Genomic DNA, 26,191 nt, shown 5'->3' on the forward strand with positions numbered 1-26,191 from the left:
GTGCCCCGCCCGGGCCCCACGGGGGCCCCCCCCCACCCGACCCCCCCCACCCCGCCCCCCCGCCCATCCCCGCGGCCCGCGCGGGGCCCCCCACCACAAGGGTCGGCCCCCCCGCGACCCGCGTGAGGAACACCGTCGCCGCGCCCGGCCCCTGCGGCTTGACCTTCCTGCGCAACTCCTCCGGCTCCACCGCCGACCCCCGCTTCTTCACGGTCAGCGTCCCGACCTGCCGCTCCCGGAGCAGTGCCTTCAACTTCTTCAGGTTGAAGGGGAGTTGATCGGTGATCTCGTACGCGGTGGCGTACGGGGTCGCGTGTTGCTCGTCGGCGGTGATGTAGGCGATGGTGGGGTCGATCAGCCCGCCGTTGAGCGACTCGGCGACCTCGGCGACCAGATGGGCGCGGATGACGGCGCCGTCGGGCTCGTACAAGTACCGCCCGACGGGCCGGACTTGGGGATCCGGCAGCCCGCGTCCGAGCAGGGTCCGCGGCCCCGGCAGCAGGGTCGCGCGTACGGCACCCGGCTCGGTGCCGAACCACAGCACCGCCTCCTTCACATCCCCGCCGTCGGAGATCCACTCGGCCTCAGCCTCGGCGGGGACGGCTTCATGGGGGATTCCGGGCGCGATCTTCAGAGCGGCGCGGGGAGCTTTGAGCGCCGTCTGCACCGCCCAGGACAGGGGCGGCGAGTAGGCCTCGGGGTCGAAGATCCGGCCGCGGCCGCCGCGCCGGGCGGGGTCGACGAACACGGCGTCGTACGGAGCCGTATCCACCTCCGTCACATCCGCTTCCCGCACCTCGATCAGCCCGGCCAGCCCCAGAGCGTCGGCGTTCTCGCGCGCCACCGCCGCCGTCAGCGGATCCCGGTCGACGGCCAGCACCCGGATCCCGGCGCGGGCGAACGCGATCGCGTCGCCGCCGATACCGCAGCACAGGTCCGCGACGGACCTGATCCCCAGCGCCCTGAAACGCTCGGCCCGATACGTCGCCACGCTCGCCCGCGTCGACTGCTCCACCCCGTTCGGCGTGAAGAACATCCGCTCCGCGTCCTCGGCCCCGAACTTCGCCACCGCCCGCTGCCGCAGCCGTGCCTGCCCGAGCGCCGCCGACACCAGCTCGGCGGGGTGCTCGCGGCGCAGCCGGGTGGCGACGGCGAGCTCTTGCGCGGGGTCGGTGCCGCGGACCTCGTCGAGGAGGGCGCGGCCTTCGGGGGTGAGGAGGGGGGCGAGGTCGTTCACCGGTTCATTGTCGGCCAGTCGGTGGATGGTGCACGCGCGGCGGCGGTGTCGGCCGGGGTTGGGGGCGGGTGCCTGCGAGGATCCGGCCCCATGCGAGCAGTCGTACAAAATGATAAATACGGTGCGTATCGGAAGCGGCGGATCCATGCCGGAATCGCCGTCCTCGCCGCCGCGGCCATCGCCTCGGGCTGCGCGGACGGCGCCTCCACGGCACGGCCCGCAGCAGGCCAGCAGCCGCGTGAAGCGCCCGGCGCCAAGGCCCCGGACAAGCAGGCCGCCCAGCGGGCCCGGGTCGCGCTGGCGAAGCGCTGGGGCCTGTCGAGGGTCCCCCTGGCGGCCCCGCCGCCCCCGGCCGTGAAACCGGAGATCAAGACCCGCGCGGGCTTCGAGGTGGACGGCCATGAGGAGGACGACCTTCCGCCGGTCTTCACCACGATCCCCACCCGGCAGAAGATCGTCTTCCTCACGATCGACGACGGCGCCGAGAAGGACCCGGCGTTCCTGCGCATGATGCGCGAACTGCGGGTCCCGTACACCGCGTTCCTCAGCGACTACCTGGTGAAGGAGGACTACGGCTACTTCAAGCGCATGCAGCGGGCGGGCGTGAGCCTGCACAACCACACCCTCCACCACCCCTACCTGCCGGGCCTGTCGTACTCCCGCCAGAAGCGCGAGATCTGCGGCATGCAGAACGTCATCGAGAAGCGCTACGGCACCCGCCCGACCCTCTTCCGCCCGCCCTTCGGCAACTACAACGCGGACACCCTGTACGCCGCGAAGGCCTGCGGCATCAAGTACGCGCCCCTGTGGAACGAGGAGGTCTTCGCCGACCACTGGGAGTACCGCGAGTGGGACCGTGACCTTCATCCCGGCGACATCGTTCTCAGCCACTTCCGCGGTAAGGACGACTGGAAGGGCACGATGCCGGACATGGTCCGACGGTTCCTGGAGAAGGTCACGGCGAAGGGGTACGCCGTGGCACGGCTGGAGGACTACCTGTGAGGCTGCGCGCGGCCGGGGCGCTGGCGCTGACCGCCACGCTGCTCACCGGCTGCGCCCAGTCCGTCGACCCCACCGAACGCCTCGGCGAGAAAGCCGCCGGACGGGTGAGCCCGCACGGCCCGGAGGCGGACCGGGGTCTGCCGTCCGTGGTGGACCGGGTCCGCACCAAAGACAGGGTCGTCTTCCTGACCTACGACGACGGCGCCGAGAAGGACCCCCGCTTCGTCGACATGGTCCGCGAACGGCGGCTCCCGGTCAGCATGTTCCTCACGGACAGTGTCGTGGGGCCGGGCTACGGCCACTTCGCGCGCCTGCAGTCGGTCGGCGCGAGCATCCAGAACCACACCCTCGACCACACCGCCCTGCCCGGCCTGCCCTACGCCGGCCAGCGCGCCGAGATCTGCGGCCAGCAGGACAAGCTCAAGTCCCGCTTCGGCATCCGCCCCCGCCTCTTCCGCCCACCCCACGGCCGCTACGACATGACGACCCTGCACGCCACCGCCGACTGCGGCCTCTCGGCGATCGTCCTGTGGACCTCCGCCGACACCGACGACGCCCCCCTCCACCCCGGCGACATCATCCTCATCGGCCCGGACGACCCGACCGGCCCACCCCTGTGGCAGCGGACGGAACGGCTGCTGCGGCGGGTGGAGGCGGCGGGGCTGAGGGTGGGGCGGCTGGAGGATTACCTGTAGCTCCCGAGCTGGAGAAACACCTGTGGATCGGCTGAGAAACGCGGCGCGCGCCGCACGTCGTTGGCACTCCGCTTGACCGAGTGCTAACTGCGGTCATAGTCTCGGCTCTGGCACTCCCCCCTGGAGAGTGCCAATAGCGACGGGCAGGTCCGGCACCCGCGACGACGGATCGACCTGGTCGCCACCTCAGACAGTTAACCCCGTGAGATCTCCGAAGGGGGAGGTCGGATCGTGACGACCACCAGCTCCAAGGTTGCCATCAAGCCGCTTGAGGACCGCATCGTGGTCCAGCCGCTCGACGCGGAGCAGACCACCGCCTCTGGCCTGGTCATCCCGGACACCGCCAAGGAGAAGCCCCAGGAGGGCGTCGTCCTGGCCGTGGGCCCGGGCCGCTTCGAGAACGGCGAGCGCCTGCCGCTCGACGTCAAGACCGGCGACATCGTGCTGTACAGCAAGTACGGCGGCACCGAAGTGAAGTACAACGGCGAGGAGTACCTGGTGCTCTCCGCTCGCGACGTGCTCGCGATCATCGAGAAGTAGATCAACGAAGCACACTTGCTTTTGAGCTGCGCCCCGGGCCCCCGCGACCTTATGAAGCCGGGCGTCAGGGGCGCAGTTCGTTTCACCCACGTTTTCCGAGAGGGCTGAACCGCTCCCATGGCGAAGATCCTGAAGTTCGACGAGGACGCCCGTCGCGCCCTCGAGCGCGGCGTCAACAAGCTTGCCGACACGGTCAAGGTGACGATCGGCCCCAAGGGCCGCAACGTCGTCATCGACAAGAAGTTCGGCGCACCCACCATCACCAACGACGGTGTCACGATCGCCCGCGAGGTAGAGATCGAGGACCCGTACGAGAACCTCGGCGCGCAGCTGGTGAAGGAGGTGGCCACCAAGACCAACGACATCGCTGGTGACGGCACCACCACCGCCACCGTGCTGGCCCAGGCGCTGGTCCGCGAGGGCCTGAAGAACGTCGCCGCCGGCGCCTCCCCGGCCGCCCTGAAGAAGGGCATCGACGCCGCCGTCGCCGCGGTCTCCGCGGAGCTCCTCGCGACCGCGCGCCCGATCGACGAGAAGTCCGACATCGCCGCCGTCGCCGCGCTGTCCGCCCAGGACCAGCAGGTCGGCGAGCTGATCGCCGAGGCGATGGACAAGGTCGGCAAGGACGGTGTCATCACCGTCGAGGAGTCCAACACCTTCGGTCTGGAGCTGGACTTCACCGAGGGCATGGCCTTCGACAAGGGCTACCTGTCGCCGTACATGGTCTCCGACCAGGAGCGTATGGAGGCCGTCCTCGACGACCCGTACATCCTGATCAACCAGGGCAAGATCTCGTCCATCCAGGACCTGCTGCCCCTGCTGGAGAAGGTCATCCAGTCCAACTCCTCCAAGCCGCTGCTGATCATCGCCGAGGACGTGGAGGGCGAGGCCCTCTCCACCCTCGTCGTGAACAAGATCCGCGGCACCTTCAACGCGGTGGCCGTCAAGGCCCCCGGCTTCGGTGACCGCCGCAAGGCGATGCTGGAGGACATGGCCGTCCTCACCGGCGCCACCGTCATCTCCGAGGAGGTCGGCCTCAAGCTCGACCAGGCCGGTCTGGACGTCCTCGGCTCCGCCCGCCGCGTCACCGTCACCAAGGACGACACCACGATCGTCGACGGTGCCGGTGAGAAGGGCGGCGTCGAGGGCCGCATCGCGCAGATCAAGGCCGAGATCGAGACCACGGACTCCGACTGGGACCGCGAGAAGCTCCAGGAGCGCCTCGCGAAGCTGGCCGGCGGCGTGTGCGTGATCAAGGTCGGCGCCGCCACCGAGGTGGAGCTGAAGGAGAAGAAGCACCGTCTGGAGGACGCCATCTCCGCGACCCGCGCCGCGGTCGAGGAGGGCATCGTCTCCGGTGGTGGCTCCGCGCTCGTCCACGCCGCCAAGGTCCTCGAGGGCAACCTCGACAAGACCGGCGACGAGGCCACCGGTGTCGCCGTCGTCCGCCGCGCGGTCGTCGAGCCGCTGCGCTGGATCGCCGAGAACGCAGGCCTGGAGGGCTACGTCATCACCTCCAAGGTCGCCGAGCTCGACAAGGGCCAGGGCTTCAACGCCGCCACCGGCGAGTACGGCGACCTGGTCAAGGCCGGCGTCATCGACCCGGTGAAGGTCACCCGCTCCGCCCTGGAGAACGCCGCCTCCATCGCCTCCCTGCTCCTCACGACCGAGACCCTGGTCGTCGAGAAGAAGGAAGAGGAAGAGCCGGCCGCCGCGGGCGGCCACGGCCACTCCCACTGACACACGTCAGCACCGAGGCCCGGCACCCCTGGGGTGCCGGGCCTTCGCGTTGCCCTACTTCTCCAGCGCGTCCAGCGCGCCCAACTGCTCCATCAGCCCGAGCCGGTCGTACTGCCACCAGCCCTCGGCGATCTTGCCGTCCGCAGTGCACCGGTGGATGGTCGTCCCGGTCATGGTGACCCGCTTCCCGGTGGACGCGATCCCGAGGAACTCGCCCTTGTGCAGGCCGTTCCAGGTCCAGCGGGTGCACACCCGGTCACCCTGGGCCAGCTGGTCCTCGATCGTGAACGAGAAGTCGAAGCCGCCCCGCCACACCTCGACCTCGCGCCGGAAGGCGTCGAGCCCGATGACGTCCTGCGGGTTGCTGGGATCGTGGTCGTGATAGTCCTCGATGAGCACATCGTTGAACGTGGGCGCATCGCCCTGCCCCGGCAGGGTGTCGAAGAACCGCCGCGCGGTGGCCGCGTACAACTGCTCGTCGCGCACCACGTCCAGATCCGTGAACGTCGGCATCTCGTCGCAGAGGGCGACCATCTCCCGGAAGATCTTGTCGGTCTCCGGGAGGTTCGAGTTCCGCATCGCCTCCTCGTACGACGGAAACTCCACGATCTCGATGAAGTGCGACGCGTCGGACCGGTCCTTGCCGATCACACTGTGCGTCGCGGTCCGCTTCCCCTTGGTCTCCTCGACCCAGGTGTCCATCAGCCGGTTCATCTCGTCGAACCGGCTCGTCTTGCAGTCGATGAGCTGTACGAACGTCATGGCGTCGCCTCCGTCCCCCGAGGGTCCGGTCGAACAGCTCCATTCTCCTCCTGAGCGCTTCTTCTGTCGGCCTACTGCGGCCCGTACTTGCGCCCCGTCTTCGAGGAGATCCCGCCGAGCATCCCGCGCGGCACCACCTTCGCCATGCCCATCAGCACCTTGTACCGGGGGTCGGGAATCGACAGCGTCTTGCCGCGCGCCAGGTCGGCGAGGGCCGCCGCGACCAGCTTGTCGGCGTCCAGCCACATCCAGCCGGGGATGTTGTCCGTGCCCATCCCGGCCCGCTCGTGGAACTCCGTACGGACGAAACCGGGGGCCAGCGCCATCAGCCGTACGCCGCTGCCGGTCAGATCACGCGCCGCGCCCTGCGTGAACTGCACGACCCACGCCTTGGACGCCCCGTACGTGCCGCGCGGCACGAAGGCGGCGACCGAGGCGACATTGATGACCCCGCCCCGCCCGCGCTCCCGCATCGCCTCCGCCGCGGCGGACGTCAGCCGCAGCACGGCCTCGCAGTGCACCTTGAGCATCTTCAGCTCGTCGGCCATGGATACGTCGAGATAGCGGCCCTTGTTGCCGAAGCCCGCGTTGTTGATCAGCAGGTCGACGGGGTTCTTGCGGTCGGCGAGGCGCGCGGCCACCGCGTCGATGCCGGTGTCCTCGGCGAGGTCGGCCGACAGCACCTCGGCCTCGATGCCGTGCCGGTCGTGCAGTTCGGTCGCCTGCTCCGCGAGCCGCTTGGCGTCCCGCGCGACCAGGACGAGGTTGTGCCCGTCGGCCGCCAGCCGCCGCGCGAACGCGGCGCCGATGCCCGCGGTGGATCCGGTGATGAGAGCCGTTGTCATGGCGCAAGGTTAAACACCCGGAGCCCGCCCGTCCGCTCCCTGCACAGGCCCTCCTCCTGGATGAAGCCCAGGCGAAGGACGAGGTGGTGAGAGCGCGTCAGGCCGATGGGCGCGACGCGGTGCGAGAGGGGATCAGGCGCCGAGCGGTCCGGCGCAGGCGCCGTCCCCGGCCCGCGGATTCCGGTGCGCCGGTCCCCGCACCAACCGGCGGGACGCCGTCGCGCGTCAGGCCCCCTGCTTCTCCACGTACTTCCGGGCCGCCGCCAGCGCCTCCGGGTGCAGTGCCTCGCCGGCCGGGAGCAGCCGGGGGAGCAGCGCCCGCTCGGTGGTCATCGCGCGGAACTGCAGCGCGACGGTCACCTCGTGATCGGGGCGGTGCACGATCTCGACCGGATCGCCCGCGCGGATCTCGCCGGGCTCGATGACCCGCAGATACGCGCCGGGCGCCCCCTTCGCCGTGAAGCGCTTCACCCACCGCTGTTCACCCACATGGGCCTGGAAGACGTTGCACGGAATCCGGCCGCTGGTGACCTCCAGCACCACGGACCCGATGCGCCAGCGCTCGCCGATCCGGGCCCCGGAGACATCCAGACCGGTCGTCGTGAGGTTCTCGCCGAACACGCCGTTGGCCAGCGGCCGCCCCAACTCCCGTTCCCAGTCGTCGAGATCCTCGCGCGCGACCGCGTACACGGCCTGGTCGTCACCGCCGTGATGCCGCGTGTGGCACACCGCGTCCCCGGCCACCCCGCTCGCCCCGACACCCTTGGGCCCGGGCGCCGCCACCCGCACCGGCCCGTCCACCGGCCGCTTGTCGATGCCGGTCACACCGTCCGGCTGGTCCGTGTACGGCACGGACTTCGGGCGGCCCAGATTGACAGACAGAAGCTTCATGGAGGGCACGCTAGGCGACCGGCACCCAAAGTGTCGACGGAATATTCGGCGTCGTACCCAAGGAGCGCTTATGCTCAAGGCGTGATCGAGGCCCGTCATCTCCGTGTCCTGCGCGCCGTGGCCACCACCGGCTCTTTCTCGGCGGCAGGCCGTGAACTGGGCTGCACCCAGCCCGCCGTCAGCCAGCAGATGAAGGCCCTGGAGGCATCGGTCGGCACCCCTCTGCTGATCCGCACCGGCCGCGAGATGCGGCTCACCCAGGCCGGCGAGGCCCTCGTCCGGCACGCCTCCGGCATCCTCGCCGGGCTCACCGCCGCCGAGGAGGAGGTCGCCGCGATCGCGGGCCTGCGCGCGGGACGCGTCCGCCTGGTCTCCTTCCCCAGCGGCAGCTCCACCCTCGTCCCCACCGCCCTCGCCGCCCTGCGCGCCGCCCACCCCGGCACCCGCGTCTCCCTGGAGGAGGCCGAACCGCCGCGCTCCGTCGAGATGCTGCGCGAGGGCGACTGCGACCTCGCCCTCGCCTTCCGCTACGAGGGAGCGGCGGGCGCCGAGGAGTGGGACGACCTGGTCGTACGACCGCTGCTGCGCGATCGTCTCGTCGCGCTGGTGCCGGAACGCCACCGGCTCGGGCGCGCGGACTCCGTCGCCATCGGCGAACTCGCCGCCGAGCCCTGGATCGCGGGCTGCCCGCGCTGCCGCGGCCAGTTGGTCGAGGTCTGCGAGGGCGCGGGCTTCACTCCCCGCATCGACTTCGCGACCGACGACTACCCCGCGGTCGTCGGCCTGGTGGCCGCGGGCCTGGGCGTCGCCGTCCTGCCCCAGCTGGCCATCGAGTCCGTACGGCCACGGGGCGCGCGCACGGTGACGCTGGAACCGGCGGTACGGCGGGAGATCGTCGCGCTCACGCTGCCCGACCTGGCGCAGGTGCCCGCCGTGGCGGCGACGCTGGAGCAACTGGCGCGGGCGGCCACAAGGTAGGGGCACGCGAGCGCGTGCCCCTGGTGTGGTCTGTGTCTGTGCAGAAATTGTGCAGAAACGTTCCTTCGAATGTGATCGGTCAACTCGACGAGGCATGTTCGCCGGCCGGTGATGCCGACACCAGCCGATTGCGCGCCCGCCCCATGAGCTCTTCGCGCTCGTCCTCGGTCAGGCCGCCCCAGACGCCGTACGGCTCGCGCACCGCCAGCGCGTGCGCCGCGCACTGCGCGCGGACCGGGCACCTCATGCAGACCTCCTTGGCCGAGTTCTCACGAGCACTCCGCGCCGCACCGCGCTCACCCTCCGGATGAAAGAAGAGCGAGCTGTCCACCCCGCGACAGGCAGCGAGCAACTGCCAGTCCCACAGGTCCGCGTTCGGTCCGGGAAGGCGGGAGAAATCTGCCATTACGTGACCCCTTGTAGCCGTTCTGGGCGGATACGGTGTCCACGACCGTACATCTACGATCTAAGGAGATGAAAATATGACTCATTGCGAATCTAGCCTCAGAATCCGCTTGATGGGAAGAAATGGGGCTAAATGGGGCATGGTTGTGATGAAACGTTGAGGGTCTACTGCGCCTGTCTGCACCGTGTCCGCCCCCTCACGTAGAGTGCCGAAGACGGCGCACGGCCCCGTAACTCTTTCGAGTGACCGTCGTTGAGAGTGCGGAGGCGGTTGAACCAACAAGCGCTCGGGCAGGCGTCCGACGCGGTCGACCGCACAGGTGACGATTTCGTACCAGCCTGGAGGCTCAAGGTGACGTGCATCAGCTGCGGAGGACGGCCATGACATCCGTCCTCGTCTGCGACGACTCCCCGCTTGCCCGAGAGGCGCTCCGCCGCGCGGTCGCGACCGTGCCCGGCGTCGAGCGCGTGACGACCGCGGCCAACGGCGAGGAAGTCCTCCGCCGCTGGGGCGCCGATCGCTCGGACCTGATTCTGATGGACGTACGCATGCCCGGTCTGGGCGGCGTCGAGACCGTCCGGCGGCTGCTGTCCGCCGACCCCGGTGCGCGCATCATCATGCTCACCGTCGCCGAGGACCTGGACGGGGTCGCTCTCGCGGTGGCCGCGGGGGCGCGGGGGTATCTGCACAAGGACGCTTCGCGTGCGGAGCTGCGGGCGACGGTGACGCAGGCGCTCGCCGACCCGACGTGGCGGCTCGCTCCGCGGCGGCTGCGGTCCGCCGAGATGGGGGCGGCGCCGACGCTCACGGCGCGTGAGATCCAGGTGCTCGAGGGTATGAGCCATGGTCGTTCCAACGCGGAGATCGGCCGCGAGCTCTTTCTCTCCGAGGACACGGTCAAGACGCATGCTCGGCGGTTGTTCAAGAAGCTCGGGGCTTCGGACCGGGCGCATGCGGTGGCGCTTGGCTTCCGGTGGGGCCTGGTGCGCTAGGCGCTACTGGGGTGCCGCGTTGTGTTGTCCGGCGGCAGCGGGTATTTCGTGGCTGGTCGCGCAGTTCCCCGCGCCCCTGACGGGGCGCGGGTCGGTGCCCGCTGCTCGTTTCGGCGCGGATGCCGCATCCTTGAGGTGTGGAGTCTCTCGGGGACGAGTCGGTCGAGCGGAAGGGGAGGGCGCAGGGGATGAGTTCCGGCGCACCTGCTCATAACGCTTCGGTGCACAACAACGGACGCGGTGCCACGGACCCGACGGCCGCAAGGCACCATGGACCGATGCGCGATGACGAGGCATCCCGTGCCCAAGGGGCGATCGGAGCGCTCGTTCATCGTGCCGTCGACGGGGACGAGCAGGCGACGCATGACCTGCTCGCCCATGTTCACCCCCTGGCACTGCGCTACTGCCGCACCCGTCTGTCCCGGCTTCCGGGCGACGCGCGGCACTTCGTGGAGGACCTGGCCCAGGAGGTCTGCGTCGCCGTCCTCCTCGCCCTCCCGCGCTACAAGGACACCGGCCGCCCCTTCGAGGCCTTCGTCTTCGCCATCGCCGCGCACAAGGTCGCGGACCTGCAGCGGGCGGCGATGCGGCACCCGGGATCGACGGCGGTCCCGTCGAACGAGATGCCGGAGCGGCCCGACGACTCCCTGGGCCCCGAAGAGCGCGCGCTGCTGAGCAGCGACGCCGAATGGGCCAAGAAACTGCTGGCCAACCTCCCGGAGAACCAGCGCGAGCTGCTGCTGCTGCGCATCGCCGTAGGCTTGACGGCGGAGGAGACGGGTCAGATGTTGGGAATGTCACCCGGTGCGGTCCGAGTGGCGCAGCACCGGGCGCTGAGCCGACTCAGGGCACTGGCAGAGCAGTAACCCCTTTGCCGTAAGCGCCTTCCTTGAACAGGCCGCTCGCGACGTCCGTACGAACATACGAAGCCGGTGGTCACCCAGAACCGTGGAATTTGAGACCCATGCTTCCCGTTAGCATGGACATCCGCACCGATCAAGGCCATTTGGGGAAGGTGTCATGACTGCGAACGTCGACGGAGTGCCCGGTAAATTCGCGACACTCGGGCTGACCTACGACGACGTGCTGCTGCTGCCGGGCGCATCCGAGGTGCTGCCGGGCGCGGTCGACACCTCGTCCCGCATCTCCCGCAACGTCCGGGTCAACATCCCGCTGCTCTCGGCGGCGATGGACAAGGTGACCGAGTCCCGCATGGCGATCGCGATGGCCCGGCTGGGCGGCGTCGGTGTGCTGCACCGCAACCTCTCCGTCGAGGACCAGGTCAACCAGGTCGACCTGGTCAAGCGGTCCGAGTCCGGCATGGTCACCGACCCCATCACGGTGCACCCGGAGGCGACGCTCGCCGAGGCCGACGCCCTGTGCGCCAAGTTCCGCATCAGCGGTGTCCCCGTCACCGACCCGGCCGGCAAACTGCTCGGCATCGTGACCAACCGCGACATGGCCTTCGAGTCCGACCGCAGCCGTCAGGTGCGCGAGGTCATGACGCCGATGCCGCTGGTCACCGGCAAGGTCGGCATCTCCGGCGTGGACGCCATGGAGCTGCTGCGCCGCCACAAGATCGAGAAGCTTCCGCTGGTCGACGACGCGGGTGTGCTCAAGGGCCTCATCACGGTCAAGGACTTCGTCAAGGCCGAGAAGTACCCGAACGCCGCCAAGGACGGCGAGGGCCGGCTGCTCGTCGGTGCCGCCGTGGGTGCCAGCCCCGAGGCCCTGGAGCGCGCCCAGGCGCTCGCCGCGGCCGGGGTGGACTTCCTGGTCGTCGACACCTCGCACGGGCACAACAGCAACGCCCTCAGCTGGATGTCGAAGATCAAGTCGAACGTGTCCGTCGACGTGATCGGCGGCAACGTCGCCACCCGTGACGGCGCCCAGGCGCTGATCGACGCCGGTGTCGATGGCATCAAGGTGGGCGTGGGCCCCGGTTCGATCTGCACGACCCGCGTGGTCGCCGGCATCGGCGTCCCGCAGGTCACCGCCATCTACGAGGCCTCCCTCGCCGCCCGCCCGGCGGGTATCCCGCTGATCGGCGACGGCGGCCTGCAGTACTCCGGCGACATCGGCAAGGCGCTCGCCGCCGGTGCCGACACCGTGATGCTGGGCAGCCTGCTCGCGGGGTGCGAGGAGTCGCCCGGTGAGCTGCAGTTCATCAACGGCAAGCAGTTCAAGTCGTACCGCGGTATGGGCTCGCTCGGTGCCATGCAGTCCCGGGGCCAGGGCAAGTCGTACTCGAAGGACCGCTACTTCCAGGCCGAGGTCTCGGCCGACGACAAGCTGGTGCCCGAGGGCATCGAGGGCCAGGTGCCGTTCCGCGGCCCGCTGTCCAGCGTCCTGCACCAGCTCGTCGGCGGTCTGCGCCAGACCATGGGTTATGTGGGCGCCGCCACCATCGAGGAGATGGAGGCCAAGGGCCGCTTCGTACGGATCACCTCCGCGGGCCTCAAGGAGAGCCACCCGCACGACATCCAGATGACGGTCGAGGCGCCGAACTACAGCCGCAGCAAGTGACGCGCACGCGCGCGTGAAGCGTGTCCAAGGGCGGTCCCGGAGCATCCGGGGCCGCCCTTGTCGTAGCCGTCGGCGATACTGGAAGACGCTGAAAGCATCAGGGAAAGGCCACACACGTGACTGAGATCGAGATCGGGCGCGGCAAGCGCGGCCGCAGGGCGTACGCCTTCGACGACATCGCCGTCGTCCCCAGCCGTCGTACGCGCGACCCGAAGGAGGTCTCGATCACCTGGCAGATCGACGCCTACCGTTTCGAGCTGCCCTTCCTGGCCGCCCCCATGGACTCGGTCGTCTCCCCGGCCAGCGCGATCCGCATCGGCGAGCTCGGCGGCCTCGGCGTGCTGAACCTCGAAGGCCTGTGGACGCGGTACGAGGACCCGCAGCCGCTGCTCGACGAGATCGTCGGCCTCCCCGTCGAGGCGGCCACCCGCCGCCTCCAGGAGATCTACGCCGCTCCGATCAAGGAGGAGCTGATCGGCCGGCGCATCAAGGAGGTGCGCGACTCGGGCGTGGTCACCGCGGCCGCCCTCTCCCCGCAGCGCACGGCCCAGTTCTCCAAGGCCGTCGTGGACGCGGGCGTGGACATCTTCGTCATCCGCGGCACGACCGTCTCGGCGGAGCACGTCTCCGGTTCGCACGAGCCGCTGAACCTGAAGCAGTTCATCTACGAACTCGACGTCCCGGTGATCGTCGGCGGCTGTGCCACCTACACTGCGGCCCTGCACCTGATGCGCACGGGCGCGGCGGGCGTCCTTGTCGGCTTCGGCGGCGGCGCGGCGCACACCACGCGCAATGTGCTGGGCATCCAGGTGCCCATGGCGACGGCTGTCGCGGATGTGGCGGCGGCCCGTCGCGACTACATGGACGAGTCGGGTGGGCGGTACGTCCACGTGATCGCGGACGGCGGCGTCGGCTGGTCCGGCGACCTCCCCAAGGCGGTCGCCTGCGGTGCGGACGCGGTGATGATGGGCTCCCCGCTCGCGCGTGCCACGGATGCGCCGGGCCAGGGGCACCACTGGGGCATGGAGGCGGTCAACGAGGAACTGCCGCGCGGCAAGAAGGTCGACCTGGGGACGGTCGGCACGCTGGAGGAGGTCCTGACGGGGCCCTCCCACACGCCCGACGGCTCCATGAACTTCTTCGGAGCACTGCGGCGGGCGATGGCCACGACCGGGTACAGCGAGCTGAAGGAGTTCCAGCGGGTTGAGGTCACGGTCGCCGACTCGCAGCACAAGCGGTAGCCGTTACGCCGTTACGCCGTTACGCCGTTACGTAAGGGAAGGGCCGGTCACCCCGGGTGGGGTGACCGGCCCTTTTGCGTGCCCAAGTGGGGCTGGGTGGGGGCGCGTTGTGGGGGAGGGGGCGCGTGGTTGCGTTTGGGGCGAATTTAGGCTGAGCGGGGGAGGGAAGTCGGTAATGTCGGTGATCGGCGACCCAGTTGTCTGGGGCGCCTCCTTCCAAGGAGAACGATCCGGGTCTTGAGGGCCGGGGTCCGGCCCGGTCTCCAAAGTGCCGCTTACCGGGCCTCTGGGCGGCGTCATGGAAGGGGGCGCACCCATGGGCCGTCACCGCAAGCCCACCCGCTGGGATCGCACTTGGCTTCGGCTGGTGAAGTTCCGGAGGAGGTGCATCTTGTGGATCTATGGGCGATGAGCGGCCACCCCTATAGCAACTAGGGGTGGACACCCTGTGAGTCGCCCGGGAGCCTGCCGCAGTGCCTGCTGCGGTGGGCTCCCACCTTTATATGGGCGGAGGATAAGCGGCCGCCCCCATGAGAACTAGGGGCGGACACCCGATCACCATCCAGGAGCCTCCGCAGTACTGCATTACCCGCTGCATTGGGCTCCACCTCTCCATACGGTACCGGCGCAGATTGCCCCACGCCACCAACCCCGGCGGCTCACGCACCCCACGCGCCCCCTTCACAACCGATGCGCCGCCCCCGTAGGCGTAGCCCCCCGCGTATCCAGCAGCAGCTGAGCCTTCACCGACAGCCCCTGCAAGTCGTACGTCCGATGCTGCTGGAGCAGGATCGTCAGGTCGGCCTCCGCGGCGGCCTCGTACAGGGAGTCCACGCGGGGGACCGGGCGGTCGAGGATGTTCCAGGACGGGATGTACGGGTCGTGGTAGCTGATGGAGGCGCCGAGTTCCATGAGGCGGATGGCGATCTCCTGGGCGGGGGTGGACTGTTGGTCGGCGAGGTCGGGTTTGTAGGTGACGCCGAGGAGGAGGACGCGGGCGCCGCGGGCGGACATGCCGTGCTCGTTGAGGAGTTTGGCGGCGCGCTGGATGACGTAGCGGGGCATCTGGTTGTTGACCTGCTGGGCGAGTTCGACCATGCGGAGGGTGCGGCCGGCGCGGCCGGTGAGGTCCTGGGGGACGGAGTGGCCGCCGACGCCGGGGCCGGGGCGGAAGGTCTGGAAGCCGAAGGGCTTGGTCTCCGCGCAGCGGATGACGTCCCAGAGGTCGACGCCCAAGTCGTGGCAGAGGACGGCCATTTCGTTGACGAGGGCGATGTTGACGTGCCGGAAGTTGGTCTCCAGGAGCTGCACGGTTTCGGCTTCGCGGGGGCCACGCGCGCGTACCACCTTGTCGGTGAGACGGCCGTAGAAGGCGGCGGCCGACTCGGTGCAGGCGGGGGTGAGGCCGCCGATCACCTTGGGGGTGTTGGCCGGGGTGAAGTCGCGGTTGCCGGGGTCGACGCGGCTGGGGGAGTAGGCGAGGTGGAAGTCGCGGCCCGCGCGCAGTCCTGAGCCCTCTTCGAGGAGCGGGCGGAGGAACTCCTCGGTGGTGCCCGGGTGCACGGGGGATTCGAGGATCACCGTGGTGTGCGGGCGCAGCCGCTCGGCCAGGGTGCGCGCGGCGGCCTCCACCTGGCCGAGGTCGAGGCCGCCGTCCGCGCCCCGGGGGGTGGGGGCGCAGATGACGGCGGTGCGCACCCGGCCCAGCTCTGCCGGGTTGGTGGTCGGCCGGAAGCCCCCCGAGAGCATCCGGCGCAGTTCGGCGGGGCTGAGGGAGCCGGGCTCGGGCCCCGTCTTGTACCCGATCGTGGCGACGCCGGCGGCGACGGCGGCCTGGGCCAGGGGCAGGCCGTACGGGCCGAGACCGATGACGGCGAGATCTGCGGGCATGGCGTGGGCCGTCCTTCCCAATAGCCGAAGCGGGACAGGTGCGCAAGTCGTGTGGACAGAGTGAGCGAGCGCAATGTGAGACTAGGAGTAAATATGACCGATATACGGCATTGATTTTCCTGTGTCTTTTTGTGTCTTCTGGCCGGTCGGTGAAAGTTGTCCACAGGTCGACGGGCGGGCGGTGGCTGAAGTCGGGCAAGGCGGTCAGAATTTGGGCATGGGGGAGACGGACGGGGTTCACCCGACGGGTGGGACCGGCGACCGACAGCGGGAGGCAGTGGTGAGGACAGCGACACTGGGGCCGGCGCAGCGTGCCGAGTCCCTGGCAGCAATGGCCGAGCACGAGCTGGACCTGCTGGTGGTGGGCGGCGGCGTCGTCGGCGCCGGCACGGCCCTGGACGCGGTGACACGCGGCCTGTCCACGGGACTGGTCGAGGCACGTGACTGGGCATCGGGCACATCGAGCAGGTCCAGCAAGCTGATCCACGGCGGCCTGCGCTATCTGGAGATGCTCGACTTCGCGCTCGTCCGGGAGGCGCTGAAGGAGCGCGGGCTGCTGCTGGGGCGGCTGGCCCCGCATCTGGTGAAGCCGGTGCCGTTCCTGTATCCGCTGCAGTACCAGGGCTGGGAGCGCCTGTACGCCGGCTTGGGAGTCGCGCTGTACGACGCCATGTCGATGGCCCGCCACGGCCGAGGGCTGGCCACGCACCGCCATCTGAGCCGCCGTCACGCCCTGCGTGTCGCGCCCGCCCTGAAGCGGGAGGCGCTGGTCGGCGCGTTGCAGTACTACGACGCGCAGATGGACGACGCCCGCTTCGTGGCGACCCTGGTGCGCACCGCCGCGGCGTACGGGGCGAAGACCGCCAACCGCGCGCGCGTGACCGGCTTCCTGCGCGAGGGCGAACGCGTCGTCGGGGCCCGGGTGCAGGACGTGGAGGCGGGCGGGGAGTACGAGATCCGCGCCAAGCAGATCGTCAACGCCACGGGCGTGTGGACCGACGACACGCAGGCGCTGGTGGGGGAGCGGGGGCAGTTCCACGTCCGCGCGTCCAAGGGCATCCACCTGGTCGTGCCCAAGGACCGCATCCACTCCTCGACCGGTCTGATCCTGCGCACCGAGAAGTCCGTGCTGTTCGTCATCCCGTGGGGCCGCCACTGGATCATCGGCACCACCGACACCGACTGGGACCTCGACAAGGCCCACCCGGCCGCCTCCAGCGCCGACATCGACTATCTGCTGGAGCATGTGAACTCCGTGCTCGCGGTGCCGCTCACGCGCGACGACGTCGAGGGCGTGTACGCGGGGCTGCGCCCGCTGCTGGCCGGCGAGTCCGACGCCACCAGCAAGCTGTCCCGCGAGCACACCGTCGCGCACCCGGTGCCGGGGCTGGTGGTCGTCGCGGGCGGCAAGTACACGACGTACCGCGTGATGGCCAAGGACGCGGTGGACGAGGCGGTGCACGGCCTCGACATGCGGGTCGCCGAGTGCGTCACCGAGGACGTCCCGCTGATCGGCGCCGAGGGCTACCGGGCGCTGTGGAACGCGCGCGCACGGATCGCCGCCCGCTCGGGGCTCCATGTGGTGCGCGTGGAGCACCTGTTGAACCGGTACGGGGCGATGGCGGAGGAAGTCCTCGATCTCATCGGCGCCGATGCGTCGCTGGGTGAGCCCCTGCAGGCCGCCGACGACTATCTGCGCGCCGAGGTCGTGTACGCCGCCTCGCACGAGGGCGCGCGGCACCTGGACGACGTACTGACCCGGCGGACCCGTATCTCCATCGAGACCTTCGACCGCGGGACGCGCAGTGCCCGCGAGGCCGCCGAGCTGATGGCGCCCGTCCTCGGCTGGGACAAGGACCACATCGAGCGCGAGATCGAGCACTACGAGAAGCGGGTGCAGGCGGAGCGGGAGTCGCAGCGCCAGCCGGACGACCTGACGGCGGATGCGGCGAGGCTGGGGGCGCCGGACATCGTGCCGTTGTAGAGCCTTCAGCTCCCGCGGTCCCCTCTGCTCGGCGCCTGGGGCACCCTGGGCGTCGGGCACTTGCCGAGTAAGAGACAATGGAGGCTCTGTCAGGGCGGGTTGCATGAGGGGACGCATGTCGGAGGCGGAGCGGGCGGGGACATCCCGTCAGGACAAGAGCGCACGTCTCCTCGCCGGGCGGTACCGGCTGGGAGATGTGCTCGGCCGCGGCGGCATGGGCACGGTCTGGCGTGCCGAGGACGAAACCCTGGGCCGGACGGTCGCCGTCAAGGAGCTCAGGTTTCCGTCCAGCATCGACGAGGACGAGAAACGACGACTGATCACGCGTACGTTGCGTGAGGCCAAGGCGATCGCGCGGATCCGTAACAACAGCGCGGTGACCGTCTTCGACGTGGTCGACGAGGACGACCGGCCGTGGATCGTGATGGAACTCGTCGAGGGCAAGTCGCTCGCCGAGGTCATCCGGGAGGACGGCCTGCTGGAGCCCCGGCGCGCGGCCGAAGTGGGCCTCGCGGTCCTCGATGTGCTGCGTTCGGCTCACCGCGAGGGCATCCTGCACCGCGATGTGAAGCCGTCGAACGTACTGCTGGAGTCCGGCTCCGACCGGGTCGTGCTCACCGACTTCGGTATCGCGCAGGTCGAGGGCGACCCGTCCATCACATCGACCGGCATGCTCGTCGGCGCCCCCTCCTACATCTCCCCGGAGCGGGCCCGCGGGCACAAGCCGGGACCGGCGGCCGACCTGTGGTCGCTCGGCGGGCTGCTGTACGCGTCGGTCGAGGGTGCCCCGCCGTACGACAAGGGGTCCGCGATCGCGACCCTCACCGCGGTGATGACCGAGCCGCTGGAGGAGCCGAAGAACGCGGGACCGCTCAAGGACGTCATCTACGGCCTGCTCACCAAGGACCCGGCCAAGCGGCTGGACGACGCCGGTGCGCGCGCCATGCTCAATGCGGTGATCCACGCGCCCGAGCCGAAGGAGGCCGAGCCGGAGCCGCCGGCGGACGCGACGAAGGTCGTGCCGCTGCCCGCACAGCCGGACGAGCCGAAGGACAAGGCGGGCAAGGCGGGTTCCGCGGGCGCGGAGGCGGGTGAGCGGCTGCGCGGTGCGCTGCGTTCCATGCGGAAGGCCGCCGCGTCGGCCGGGGCGGCCACGGCGTCGGCCGCGGCCACCACTCGCCCCAAGTCCGGGAGCGAGACGACGGTTTCAGAATCCGAGGGTAAGTCTGAGACGGCCTCCGGGGATTCGAGTACGGCTTCGGCGCCGGCGTCGGCCTCGGGTGGGGCGTCCGGATCATCCGGATCATCCGGATCATCCGGAGCGTCCGGGGCGTCGTCCGGGGACCGTGGCTCGCTGGGGGCGAACGCGGGCTCGGGCGGGCGGAGTTCGGGCTGGCCCGTGGTGCCGCCGCCGGACCTGCCGCCGCGGCCCGTGCCCCGGGCACCGCTCACCGATGTGGTGCCGAAGCGGACGCTGGTGATCATCGCGGTGGTCGTGGTGCTCGCGGCGCTCGGCACGGTGCTGGCGTTCATGTTCGGTGGGGACGACGACGGTTCGAAGGACTCGGCGAGCGGCGGCGGCAAGGCCTCGGCCTCGGCGAGTGCGAGCGCCTCGACCAAGGAGGACGTGGGCGGGGGCACGAGTACGGACGGTAAGGCGACGGAGTCCGCGGGGGCGGGGTCGACGGCAGGTTCGGGATCCGGAACGACGCCGAGTGCGAGTGCCAGTGCGTCCGGTGGCAGTGGTGCCGAGGTCGGCGGGGCAGCCGGGGTGGCGAAGACGCACCAGGGCGGCACCTATGCGATCGGGCTGCCCAAGGCATGGAAGTTCCAGACCGCGGGGGCTTCGGGCGACCGGTTCACCGGGCCCGACGGGCAGAAGCTGCTGGTCGCCTGGACGTCCACGCCCAAGGGCGACCCGGTGGCGGACTGGAAGAGCCAGGAGCGGTACATGACGCGCTCCCAGTACAAGAAGATCCGGATAGAGGCGGTGGACTACCGCGGCTGGAACGCGGCCGACTGGGAGTTCACCTATGTGGAGAGCGGGACGAAGTACCGGACCATCGACCGAGGGTTCGTCGTCGACGACGACCAGGGCTATGCGCTGATGTACACCGCGAAAGCCGCGAACTGGGGCAGCGAGCTGCGCAAGGACACCTGGCAGACGCTGGCGAAGAGTTTCGAACCCAAGTCGTGACGTGACGGGCCCGGAGTAACGGGGCATGAGATCTGGGCATCACCTCATTGCGGGTTGCCTCCGGCACGTATCGTGAGTGGTTGCGGACCGTACGCATCCATAACGGGCCGCAAGGCGAACGGATTTGACCAGCCGGGCGGCCGGGGGAGGCAACGTGGACGACTATGCGGGTCGGGTACTCGCCGACCGCTACCGCCTGCCGCTGCCGCCGTCCGACGAGTACGAACTCACCGAGTCCCGCGCCTTCGACACCTACAGCGGGCAGGAAGTCCTGGTCAGGCAGGTGCCGTTGCCGGAGATCGTCGAGGCCGAGGTGCTCGACGCGGAGGGGCTGCCGGACGGGTTCACTGCACGGTTGCCGGACGGTTTCGCGGCCCGGGAGCGTGGGGTGCGGGAGCCTGGTGCGCGGCGTCCCCCGGTGCGGAAGGCCACGCGGCGGCCCAGCGATCCGGCCGTGCGGCGTGCCGTGGAGGCCGCGCAGGCCGCGGCCCGAATTCCCGACCACCCCCGGCTCGACCAGGTCTTCGACGTGTTCGCCGAGGGCGGTTCGCTGTGGATCGTCAGTGAACTGGTGGCCGCACGGCCGCTGGCGGCCCTCCTCGCCGAGAAGCCGCTGACTCCGTACCGGGCGGCCGAGGTCGCCTCCGACGTCCTGATGGCCCTGCGCGTCCTGCACGCCCACGGCTGGGTCCACCGCAACATCACCGCCCGCACGGTCCTCGTCTGCGACGACGGCCGCGTCATGCTGACCGGCCTCGCGGTCGGGGCGGCGGAGGAGGCGCTGTGCGGCTATGACCCGGTACCGGCCGAGGACGGCGAGGCGGGCGGGGGCGCGGGTGCGGGGGAGGGTGGTGTTCCGGGGTTCGGTGACGGGCGCGGGGGCGGCGGCTCCGGCTCCGACGGGTCCGTGGGCTTCGGCGGTGCGGATGGCCATGGTCCGTCCGCCGGGTTCGGCGGTGCTGGTGCTCCGGTGAGTCCGGCCGGCATCGGAGGACCTGGCGGTGGCGGTTCCGGGCCCTCGGACGTCGATCCCGAGGCTGCGCGGAGGGCCGCGATCGAGGCTCGGGCGGCCGGGGGATTGCCGGCCGTCGGGGCGGAAGCGGCGAATGTGGCGGGCGCGTCGAGCGCGATCGCCCGCAGGGCTCCCGACAGCGGCGGTGACATCCGGGCCGCGCGCGCCGGGGCCATCGCCGCGTATCGAGCGGGCGCCCGGGCCGCGGCCCGCGTCCAGGAGGCAGAACAGAGCAGCCGGGCCGCCCTCCCCGGGGCCCGCCCCTCCCCCGAGGGCACCTCGCACGCACAGCACGCACCGGCCGACGGCTCGGCGCAGCCGCCGTACGCCCCCGGAACCGACGCGAACCACCTCCGGCCCGCGTCCGAAACCGGCATCGACCCGTCGTCGTACCCCTCCGAGCACGGCCTCGACATGCCGCCGAATTCCCTGGGCCCGGGACAGATCGCCGACCCGTACGGAGTAGGCGGAGCCTCCTGGCACGGGGCTGCGCCTCGCGGTATGCAGACGGGGGCCAATGGGCAAGTCGGCGGCGAGCAGGGAGGCCGTACGGCACTCCCTCCCGGAGCGAACGCCCCCGCCCCTCTTCCCGACGCCTCCCAGACCCCGCCCCCCAGCCGCTGGGACGACCTCGTCGCCGGGGCGCCGGTGCGGCGGGGGCCGACGACCGCGTTGGCCGCCGAGCGGGCGCGGCAGGCGCGGATGGCTGTGGTGGGGCCGGTGACGGAGCGCTGGGCGCCGGAGCAGGCGGGGCCGGTGCACGAGAACTGGCAGTTGGCGGCGCCGATCGGGCCGGCCACCGATCTGTGGGCGCTGGGATCGTTGCTGTTCCGGGCCGTGCAGGGGCATGCGCCGTATCCGGAGGAGTCGACGGCCGAGCTGGTGCAGTTGGTGTGCGCGGAGCCGCCCGCCTTCGCGGAGGAGTGCGGTCCGCTGCGGCCGGTCGTCGAGTCGCTGCTGCGTCAGGACCCCACCGAGCGGCTCGAGTTCGAGGAGCTGCGGGGCTGGCTGCGTTCGCTGGTGCGGTCGGCGCCCGAGCCGGAAGCCGGGGCGCATGTCGTCGCCGCGCCGCCCGTCGACGCGAGCCGGCTGCCGATCGTACGGCGCAAGGGCGAGCTGGTGCGCAGGCGGCGGGCCGGGCTGCCCGCGACACACGGGCGGCACAAGCGGGCGCGGAAGCAGGGTCGTTCGCCGCGGAGTCTCGGCCGTACGTTGCTGCTGCTGGTGTTGCTGGCGATGGCCGCGGCGATCGCGTACGCGATGCTGTTCATGCCCAAGTCCGACAGCACCGGCACCGACGACACCGACCGCACCGGGGCCGCCGGTGAAGTGAGCCAGGAACCCGCACAGTCGCCCGAGGCGAGCAGTGAGCCGCGGCCCGACCAGACCTCGCCGGGCGCGGAGAGCCCCTCGGCGTCGTCCGGTTCCGACGAGACGCAGACCACCGCCCCCGACCTCCCCGACGGCTTCGCGTTGCGCACGGACCAGGAGGGTTTCGCCGTCGCCGTCGCCAACGGCTGGGACCGGACCGCGAAGAACGGGCGCGGGCAGGTCGTCTACTCGAACGGCAACTTCGACCTCATCGTCGTACCGGGACGGGACACCGCGGACGAGTACGGCACCGATCCGATGGCGTATCAGCGGGAGAAGGAGCCCGAGTTGCAGCCGTACCGCGACTCCAGCTGGGCCACCTCCACCGGCCTGAAGACGATTCAGGTGGGCGGGCGGACCATGGCCGAGGGGCAGTTCACCTGGACCGACGCCGACGACCGAGAGCTGTTCGTGCGCAACCTCGCGATCCTGATCGACGGGCGCTATCACGTGCTGCAGCTGCGCGGACCGGAAGCCGAGCGGGACGAAGTGACGCGGCTGTACGAGCAGGCGGCGGCGACGTATCGGTTCACGGGCTGACGCTGACAGCGCTTGCGGTGTTTGGTTGCCTGTCGGCCGCCGAAGCGACAACCGTCACAGGACTGTCTCCGTGCCACCCCCGCGGTTCCCTGCGGGCGGGCCGGTCCTTAGTCTGACCCTGTCAAGACCATTGCGGGGCAACGTGAATCAGATGCAGGGCCTGCTCCTCGCGGGCCGCTACCGGCTTGCCGACTCGATCGGCAGCGGCGGCATGGGCCGTGTGTGGCGCGCCCATGACGAGGTGCTGCACCGAGCGGTGGCGATCAAGGAACTGACCGCCGCGCTCTATGTCTCCGAGGCGGACCAGGAAAGACTCCTCGCCCGTACCCGGGCGGAGGCGCGCGCGGCCGCGCGGATCAACCACTCCGCCGTCGTCACCGTGCACGACGTGCTGGAGCACGACGGCCGGCCGTGGATCGTGATGGAGCTGATCGAGGGCCACTCGCTCGCCGACGCGGTGAAGGAGCAGGGCCGGGTCGCGCCGGAGGAGACCGCCCGCATCGGACTGTGGGTGCTGCGCGCGCTGCGTGCCGCGCACTCCGCCGGTGTCCTGCACCGCGATGTGAAGCCTGGCAACGTTCTCCTCTCGCAGGACGGGCGCGTGCTCCTCACCGACTTCGGCATCGCGCAGATCGAGGGCGACAACACGATCACCCGCACCGGAGAGGTCGTCGGCTCGGTCGACTACCTCGCCCCCGAGCGCATCCGCGGCCATGATCCCGGGCCGTCCTCCGATCTATGGGCGCTGGGCGCCACGCTGTACACGGCGGTGGAGGGCAGGTCGCCGTTCCGCCGCACCTCGCCGCTGAGCACCATGCAGGCGGTCGTCGAGGAGGAGCCCGCGCTGCCGCAGCACGCCGGCCCGCTCGGCGACGTCATCACCGCCCTGCTGCACAAGGATCCGGCCGTACGACCCGACGCGGAGGCCGCCGAGCTGATGCTCGCGGAGGCGGCGGAGGGGCGTCGGCCCAGCGGGGCGCAGGTGTATGTGCCGACGCAATATGGGGTCGCGCACCATGAGACCGGCGCCGTACATGTGCCGCAGAGTCCGGACAACGGGGCGCCGTATCGTCCCGTCACCGGGCCGACGACGTTCGCCCCACCGACCGGCATCGGGCCGGTGGCCTCGGCCCGCCCGAAGCGCCGCCGTCTGCGCACGCTCGCCCTGGTCGTCGTACTCGCCGCGCTGGTCGGTGGCGGTGGCGCCGTGGCGTACCAGAAGTGGGACGAGGGGCGGCAGACGGACGGCACGTCGGCAGGCCCCACGAAAGGCTCCGTGTCCGACGGTTGGGTGACCGTGAACGACCCGCTGGGCTTCGGTCTCTCCCTCCCCAAGGGCTGGGAGCGGAAGCCCTACAGCGACGAGGGCGACCTCACGCAGATCGACTACACGCCCGACGGCGGCAAGCACTTCGTGCGCATCGCCATCGACACCTCACCGGACTTCGCCGACCCGTACCAGCATCAGCTTGACCTGGAAGAACAGCTCAAGCTCAACGGGTTGGTCGACTACAACCGCGTGACCATGGAGGAGAACACCTACCGCGATCACAAGGGTTCGCTGTGGGAGTACACCTGGACCGCGCTGAAGAAGGATCCGCCGTACGTCGCCGGCCCGCGCCGTGCCGTCGAAGAGATGTACATCGCCCGGGACGGCACCGAGTACGTGATCTACATGTCGTCGCCGGCAAAGGACTGGGCGACGGCCAACAAGCAGTTCAAGCGGATTCTGCAGAGCTGGCGGGAGCCCACCAGCACCCCCTGAACTTTCGGCCACCGCCCCGTGACTTGGCCGATCGGCGCTCCGGAGGGGACCCATCCGGTGCGGCATGATGGGGCGCATGGGGACCCAGAGGGAGCAGGGGGACGGCCGATGGGGCAACCCCCGTCTGATCGCGGGTCGTTACCGGCTCGATGCGCGGCTGGGCCGTGGCGGCATGGGGGTCGTGTGGCGGGCCACCGACCGGCTCCTGCGCCGGCAGGTGGCGGTGAAGGAACTGCTCCTCGACGAGACCCTCTCCGCCGACGAGGTCCGGCAGCAGCGCGACCGCACTCTGCGCGAGGCCCGCGCGGTCGCCCAGCTCAGTCACCCGCACATCATCGTCGTCCACGATGTGGTCGAGCACGACGAACGCCCGTTCATCGTCATGGAGTTGATCGACGGCTGCTCCCTCGCCGAGCGCATCTCCAGGGACGGCCCGCTCGACGCCCCCGAGGCCGCCCGGATCGGTATCGCCCTGCTCAGCGCCCTGCGCACCGCGCACGCGGCCGGTGTCCTGCACCGCGACCTCAAGCCCGCGAACGTCCTGCTGGAGCCCGCCACCGGCCGTGTCGTCCTCACCGACTTCGGTATCGCCCGGCTGACGGGCGCCCCCACGCTCACCGAGAGCGGCACCTTCGTCGGCTCGCCCGAGTACACCGCGCCCGAGCGCATGACCGGCGCCCGCACCGGCCCCGAGTCCGACCTGTGGTCGCTGGGCGCGCTGCTCTGCGCGAGCCTGAGCGGTGAATCGCCGTTCCGGCGCGACTCGTTGGGCGGCATCGTGCACGCGGTGATCGCCGACGACATACGTCCGCCCGTCGAGGCCGAGCCGCTCCTGCCCGTCGTACGAGGGCTGCTGGAGCGCGATCCGGATCAGCGGCTGGACGCGGAGCGGGCCGAGCGGATGCTGCGGGACTTTCTCGACATGGGGCGACTGCCGCCGCAGGCGGTGGCGTACCGGCGCCGGCGCGTGCTGGTGGGCGCGCTGCTGGTCGCCGCGACGGCCGGGGCGGGGGCGTCGGCGGCGGCGCTGCTGATGAACGGTGAGGGCGGTACGCCTCGTCCGGACGTGTCCGCACCCGCCGGCTACCGGGTCGTCGAGGAGCCGGCGGGGTTCTCGCTGGCCGTGCCGGCGGGGTTCACGCGCCGCGCTCAAGGACTGTACGTGTCGAGTGGAGAAACCTTCCGCCTGAGTGTCCGGATCAGCGAACCCGAGCCCGGCGGCCCCCTGGACGCCATGCGGCGAGCGCACGCGAAGGGACCGGACACCCACGCGGGGTACCGCGACGGCCGGGTCATCGCCACCACACACCACGGACACCCCGCCGCCCGCCGGGAGTTCACCTGGAATGCGGGAGGTCTGGCGAAGAGCACGTACGAGCTGTGGTGGCAGGAGGACGGCCGGTTGTACGAGGTTCAGGTGTCGGCGCCGGTGGGGGAGGTGCGGCTGGGGCGCGCGTATTTCGACGTAGCGCTCGACACGTTCATGCGGGCGTGAACGGGAGATATCGACGTAAACGGTGGATAAGGAGCGAGCTGAGTCACGGCTCTGTGACCGGAATGCGTTCCCTGTGGAACCG

At 70.6% G+C, this 26,191-nt stretch carries 20 protein-coding genes; 14 read left to right on the top strand and 6 right to left on the bottom strand.

The annotated features are described in order from the left end of the window. The coding region (locus AB0I98_RS06110; protein WP_362935919.1) for a methyltransferase domain-containing protein at positions 1-1,237 on the bottom strand (1,237 nt) is incomplete at its 3' end. A 90-nt stretch (positions 1,238-1,327) separates the two neighbouring features. Here AB0I98_RS06110 and AB0I98_RS06115 point away from each other — a divergent pair. From AB0I98_RS06115 to groL, 4 genes are all read left to right on the top strand, one after another. Then, positions 1,328-2,239, top strand: a complete 912-nt coding sequence (locus AB0I98_RS06115; protein ID WP_362935922.1) for a polysaccharide deacetylase family protein — start codon at positions 1,328-1,330, stop codon at positions 2,237-2,239. Further along, a complete protein-coding gene (locus AB0I98_RS06120) occupies positions 2,236-2,934 on the top strand; it encodes a polysaccharide deacetylase family protein (protein WP_362935925.1) in 699 nt (232 codons plus the stop codon). The genes AB0I98_RS06115 and AB0I98_RS06120 overlap by 4 nt, the downstream gene beginning before the upstream one ends. A 231-nt stretch (positions 2,935-3,165) precedes the next feature. Further along, positions 3,166-3,474, top strand: a complete 309-nt coding sequence (groES, locus tag AB0I98_RS06125) for a co-chaperone GroES (protein ID WP_003998759.1) — start codon at positions 3,166-3,168, stop codon at positions 3,472-3,474. Between the two features lie 117 nt (positions 3,475-3,591). Next, positions 3,592-5,214, top strand: a complete 1,623-nt coding sequence (groL, locus tag AB0I98_RS06130) for a chaperonin GroEL (protein ID WP_328358673.1) — start codon at positions 3,592-3,594, stop codon at positions 5,212-5,214. 54 nt (positions 5,215-5,268) lie between these two features. Here the strand turns inward: groL and AB0I98_RS06135 are convergent, their stop codons facing one another. From AB0I98_RS06135 to AB0I98_RS06145, 3 genes are all read right to left on the bottom strand, one after another. Beyond that, entirely contained in the window at positions 5,269-5,976 is a 708-nt protein-coding gene (locus AB0I98_RS06135) for an ester cyclase (RefSeq protein WP_362935928.1), read from the bottom strand. Positions 5,977-6,047: 71 nt separating this feature from the next. Then, positions 6,048-6,821, bottom strand: a complete 774-nt coding sequence (locus AB0I98_RS06140; RefSeq protein ID WP_362935931.1) for an SDR family oxidoreductase — start codon at positions 6,819-6,821, stop codon at positions 6,048-6,050. Positions 6,822-7,046: 225 nt separating this feature from the next. Then, positions 7,047-7,712: an MOSC domain-containing protein gene (locus AB0I98_RS06145; protein ID WP_362935934.1), complete on the bottom strand. Its 666-nt coding sequence runs from the start codon at positions 7,710-7,712 to the stop codon at positions 7,047-7,049. An 81-nt stretch (positions 7,713-7,793) separates the two neighbouring features. On the opposite strand from AB0I98_RS06145, the gene AB0I98_RS06150 reads away from it, so the two are divergent. Further along, positions 7,794-8,690 carry a LysR family transcriptional regulator gene (locus tag AB0I98_RS06150; RefSeq protein WP_362935937.1) on the top strand — a complete coding sequence of 299 codons (897 nt, stop codon included), beginning with the start codon at positions 7,794-7,796 and terminating at the stop codon, positions 8,688-8,690. 79 nt (positions 8,691-8,769) lie between these two features. On the opposite strand, the gene AB0I98_RS06155 is transcribed toward AB0I98_RS06150, so the two are convergent. Beyond that, positions 8,770-9,096, bottom strand: a complete 327-nt coding sequence (locus AB0I98_RS06155; RefSeq protein WP_210572845.1) for a WhiB family transcriptional regulator — start codon at positions 9,094-9,096, stop codon at positions 8,770-8,772. A 380-nt stretch (positions 9,097-9,476) separates the two neighbouring features. Here AB0I98_RS06155 and AB0I98_RS06160 point away from each other — a divergent pair, with 380 nt between their 5' ends. From AB0I98_RS06160 to AB0I98_RS06175, 4 genes are all read left to right on the top strand, one after another. Continuing rightward, positions 9,477-10,088 (top strand): response regulator transcription factor, encoded by a 612-nt coding sequence (locus tag AB0I98_RS06160; protein WP_003948568.1) that lies wholly within the window; start codon positions 9,477-9,479, stop codon positions 10,086-10,088. Between the two features lie 278 nt (positions 10,089-10,366). Continuing rightward, complete coding sequence (locus AB0I98_RS06165) at positions 10,367-10,954, top strand: sigma-70 family RNA polymerase sigma factor (protein WP_210572847.1); 588 nt, start codon at positions 10,367-10,369, stop codon at positions 10,952-10,954. A 154-nt stretch (positions 10,955-11,108) separates the two neighbouring features. Then, positions 11,109-12,614, top strand: coding sequence for an IMP dehydrogenase (gene guaB, locus AB0I98_RS06170; protein ID WP_362935940.1), 1,506 nt, complete (start codon positions 11,109-11,111; stop codon positions 12,612-12,614). A 116-nt stretch (positions 12,615-12,730) separates the two neighbouring features. Beyond that, the gene (locus AB0I98_RS06175; protein ID WP_362935943.1) at positions 12,731-13,855 is read left to right on the top strand and encodes a GuaB3 family IMP dehydrogenase-related protein; all 1,125 of its coding nucleotides are present in this window, start codon (positions 12,731-12,733) and stop codon (positions 13,853-13,855) included. Between the two features lie 681 nt (positions 13,856-14,536). On the opposite strand, the gene AB0I98_RS06180 is transcribed toward AB0I98_RS06175, so the two are convergent. Further along, positions 14,537-15,745, bottom strand: coding sequence for a nucleotide sugar dehydrogenase (locus tag AB0I98_RS06180; RefSeq protein ID WP_362935946.1), 1,209 nt, complete (start codon positions 15,743-15,745; stop codon positions 14,537-14,539). Positions 15,746-16,025: 280 nt separating this feature from the next. Here AB0I98_RS06180 and AB0I98_RS06185 point away from each other — a divergent pair, with 280 nt between their 5' ends. The 5 genes from AB0I98_RS06185 (at position 16,026) to AB0I98_RS06205 (ending at position 26,109) form a co-directional block, all read left to right on the top strand. Continuing rightward, the gene (locus tag AB0I98_RS06185; RefSeq protein WP_362935949.1) at positions 16,026-17,729 is read left to right on the top strand and encodes a glycerol-3-phosphate dehydrogenase/oxidase; all 1,704 of its coding nucleotides are present in this window, start codon (positions 16,026-16,028) and stop codon (positions 17,727-17,729) included. Between the two features lie 115 nt (positions 17,730-17,844). Beyond that, a complete protein-coding gene (locus tag AB0I98_RS06190) occupies positions 17,845-19,926 on the top strand; it encodes a serine/threonine-protein kinase (protein WP_362936466.1) in 2,082 nt (693 codons plus the stop codon). 154 nt (positions 19,927-20,080) lie between these two features. Beyond that, positions 20,081-22,849 carry a protein kinase gene (locus AB0I98_RS06195; RefSeq protein WP_362935952.1) on the top strand — a complete coding sequence of 923 codons (2,769 nt, stop codon included), beginning with the start codon at positions 20,081-20,083 and terminating at the stop codon, positions 22,847-22,849. A gap of 151 nt (positions 22,850-23,000) precedes the next feature. After that, on the top strand, positions 23,001-24,614 hold the full coding sequence (locus AB0I98_RS06200) for a serine/threonine-protein kinase (protein ID WP_362935955.1): 1,614 nt from the start codon (positions 23,001-23,003) through the stop codon (positions 24,612-24,614). A 76-nt stretch (positions 24,615-24,690) separates the two neighbouring features. Then, the gene (locus AB0I98_RS06205; protein WP_362935958.1) at positions 24,691-26,109 is read left to right on the top strand and encodes a serine/threonine-protein kinase; all 1,419 of its coding nucleotides are present in this window, start codon (positions 24,691-24,693) and stop codon (positions 26,107-26,109) included. The last annotated feature ends 82 nt before the right edge of the window (positions 26,110-26,191 follow it).

The sequence above is a fragment of the Streptomyces sp. NPDC050211 genome, assembly GCF_040656035.1.
GTDB lineage: Bacteria > Actinomycetota > Actinomycetes > Streptomycetales > Streptomycetaceae > Streptomyces.